We start from the raw sequence: 3,389 nt of genomic DNA, 5'->3' as shown, positions 1-3,389 counted from the left end.
ATGATGTCCGCAGCAGTCCGGGAAGTAAGCAATACCGATGCTGGCGACCTATGGCGACGGGTCATCCAACCGAGAATAATCGTGGATACAGCGGACCAGCTGATGGTCGCCGGGCTGGCGGTGGTGGCGTCCCGGCCCGGTCGCCGCTGGGCGCTGCTGGCCGGAGGAGTGCTGCTCGGGCTGCGGTGCGGGCGGCGACGGCTCGGGCGAGGACGGGTCGGACATGGCTGCTCCGGAACGGGCGAGGGGAACGGGACGAACGGGCCGCCCGAGGGACGTGCCGGATCCGCCGAGAGACTGTCGTACCCGGGGGCGGGGCCGCAACCCCGTCGGCCCCCGTGGCCCGGGCGGACGGGCGGGCAGGGTTGTCCGGAGGACGCCCGTTACCGGCCGATCGCTCAAATTCAGTGATTGTTTACCGGGCTTCCGCGCACGCGCGATGAGCGAAACTGGGTTAGGCTGCGGACCATGTGTGGAATCGTGGGTTACGCCGGCTCGCGCCCGGCGCTCGGCATCGTGCTCGACGGACTGCGGCGGCTGGAGTACCGCGGCTACGACTCGGCCGGCGTGGCGATCGTCTGCGATGACGAACTGCTGACCGAGAAGAAGGCCGGCAAGCTGGCCAACCTGGAGAAGGTGCTCTCCGAGCGCGCCGCCAGCAACCCCGACGACTGCGCCGCCAGCCCGATCGGCATCGGGGACGGCACCACCGGCATCGGGCACACCCGCTGGGCCACCCACGGCGGTCCGACCGACCGCAACGCCCACCCGCACCTGGCCCCCGACGGCCGGGTCGCCGTGATCCACAACGGCATCATCGAGAACTTCGCCAAGCTCCGGGCCGAGCTGGAGGCCGACGGCGTCCAGTTCACCAGCGACACCGACACCGAGTGCGCCGCCCACCTGCTGTCGGCGGCGCTGGCGGACCTGCGCGGGGCCGGCGAGGCCGACAGCCCGCAGCTGCTGGCCTCGGCCATGCGGGTCGTCTGCCGGCGGCTGGAGGGCGCCTTCACCCTGCTGGCCGTCGACGCCGGCATCCCCGGCGCGGTGGTCGGCGCGCGACGCAACTCGCCGCTGGTCGTGGGTCGCGGCGACGGGGAGAACTACCTGGCCAGCGACGTGGCCGCGTTCATCGAGCACACCCGCGAGGCGGTCGAGCTGGGCCAGGACCAGATCGTCCTGATCACCGGCGACAGCATCGAGATCACCGACTTCGCCGGTCAGCCCGCCACCGGCAAGGACTTTCACATCGACTGGGACTCGTCGGCCGCCGAGAAGGGCGGTTACGACTGGTTCATGCTCAAGGAGATCGAGGAGCAGCCGCAGGCCATCGCCGACACGCTGCTCGGCCGGCTCACCGAGACCGGTGAGATCGCCCTCGACGAGGTCCGCCTCAGCGACCAGGACCTGCGCGACGTCGACAAGATCTTCATCGTGGCCTGCGGCACCTCGTACCACGCCGGCCTGGTCGCCAAGTACGCCATCGAGCACTGGACCCGCATCCCCTGCGAGGTCGAGCTGGCCAGCGAGTTCCGCTACCGGGACCCGGTGCTCGACCGGTCCACGCTGATCGTGGTGATCTCGCAGTCCGGCGAGACCATGGACACCCTGATGGCGCTGCGCCACGCCAAGGAGCAGAAGGCCCGCGTCCTGGCCATCTGCAACACCAACGGCTCCACCATCCCGCGCGAGTCCGACGCCGTGCTCTACACGCACGGCGGCCCGGAGATCGCCGTCGCCTCCACCAAGGCGTTCCTCACCCAGGTCGTCGCCTGCTACCTGATCGGGCTGCACCTGGCCCAGGTACGCGGGATCAAGTTCGCCGACGAGGTGGGCGCGGTCGTCGCCCAGCTCCAGGAGATGCCGGGCAAGCTGCGCGAGCTGCTCGACCGGATCGAGCCGGTCCGCGAGCTGGCCCGCGAGCTGAAGTCCGAGCCGACCATCCTCTTCATCGGCCGTCACGTCGGCTACCCGGTGGCCCTGGAGGGCGCGCTCAAGCTCAAGGAGCTGGCGTACATGCACGCCGAGGGCTTCGCCGCCGGCGAGCTCAAGCACGGCCCGATCTCGCTGATCGACAAGGGCACCCCGGTCATCTGCGTGGTGCCGTCGCCGGTCGGCCGGGGCATGCTGCACGACAAGGTCGTCTCCAACATCCAGGAGGTCCGCGCCCGGGGCGCCCGGACGATCGTGATCGCGGAGGAGGGCGACGAGGCGGTCGTCCGCTACGCCGACCACCTGATCTACGTGCCGCGTACGCCGACCCTGCTGGCCCCGCTGGTCACCACCGTGCCGCTGCAGGTGCTCGCCGCCGAGATCGCCGCGGCCCGGGGACACGACGTGGACCAGCCGCGCAACCTGGCGAAGTCGGTCACCGTGGAGTGATCTGACGTACGCGTCCACCGGACCCCGCCCGCCGTGACCACGGCCGGCGGGGTCCGCTCGTTCCGCCCGCCCGGCCGCGACCCGGACCACCGGGACCGCCCGCGTCGGCCCGGCGCACCGACCGACGGCACGGGTGGCGCCGGTCACCGGCCGAGCACGATCCGGGCCATCCCGTCCAGCGCCGGGTTGCCGGCCTCCCAGTAACCGGTGTGGCCGTACCGGCCGCTGGGGAACGTGCGCCCGCCGAAGCCCGGGTCGCTGGGATCGTGGCCGAACCACAGCTCGTGGTCGTCGGGGCGGAGCAGCGACACCGCCGTGGCCAGCGGCGACGCCGCCAGCACCGCTCGCCCGGTGAGCTGCCCGGGCGGCTCGACCAGCCGGATCACGTCGTCCGGCGCGGTGCTCGCCCAGACCCGCTCCGGCGGCAGGCGCAGCGCCTCGGCCCGGTCCACCCCGACTCCCGGCGAGCCCACGAAGACCAGGGCGTCCGCGTCGAGACCGTGGTCCCGGGCGGCGGCGCCCACCACCAGCGACCCGTAGCTGTGCCCCAGCACCGTCTGCCGGGCCGGCGGACCCTCGTGAGTCTCGCGCAGCCCCTCCTGGAAGCGGTGCAGCGCCGGCCCGGCGTCCCCGGCCTGGCTGGACCGGCCCGCCTCGGGCAGGAAGTCCGGCGCGTCGTAGTCCAGCCAGAGCACCGCCGCCGTCTCCCGCCCCGGCGCGAGGCCGGCGCAGCGGGACAGCACCTGATGCCCGACTCGGAGGAACGCACCCGCCGCGCGGTCGATGACGCGTGGGGCTGTGCCCCCGGTGTGCCCCAGAGCAACGAAACAACCGCCTGACCTGCGGGAACAGGCCGGAGTCAGACGTTGAAGCGGAACTCCACCACGTCGCCGTCCTGCATGACGTACTCCTTGCCCTCGATCCGGACCTTGCCGGCGCTTGGCCGCCGCCATCGATCCGGCCTCGACCAGGTCGGCGTAGGAGACGACCTCGGCCTTGATCGAAGC

Annotated in this window: 2 protein-coding genes and 1 pseudogene; 1 reads left to right on the top strand and 2 read right to left on the bottom strand. The window is 72.2% G+C overall.

Annotation, left to right across the window (positions count from 1 at the left end; genetic code table 11):
* Positions 1-468: 468 nt before the first annotated feature.
* Positions 469-2,382 carry a glutamine--fructose-6-phosphate transaminase (isomerizing) gene (gene glmS, locus JNW89_RS31765; protein ID WP_238451866.1) on the top strand — a complete coding sequence of 638 codons (1,914 nt, stop codon included), beginning with the start codon at positions 469-471 and terminating at the stop codon, positions 2,380-2,382.
* Positions 2,383-2,525: 143 nt separating this feature from the next.
* On the opposite strand, the gene JNW89_RS31760 is transcribed toward glmS, so the two are convergent.
* Both JNW89_RS31760 and JNW89_RS31755 read right to left on the bottom strand, forming a co-directional pair.
* Entirely contained in the window at positions 2,526-3,125 is a 600-nt protein-coding gene (locus JNW89_RS31760; RefSeq protein WP_238451865.1) for an alpha/beta hydrolase, read from the bottom strand.
* Between the two features lie 116 nt (positions 3,126-3,241).
* Positions 3,242-3,389 (bottom strand): annotated as a pseudogene (locus JNW89_RS31755) (DUF933 domain-containing protein); the annotation flags it as partial.

The sequence above is a fragment of the Micromonospora sp. 4G55 genome (assembly GCF_016803375.1).
The sequence above is the reverse complement of the archived record's forward strand: the minus strand, read 5'-3'. Positions and strand labels throughout refer to the sequence as shown.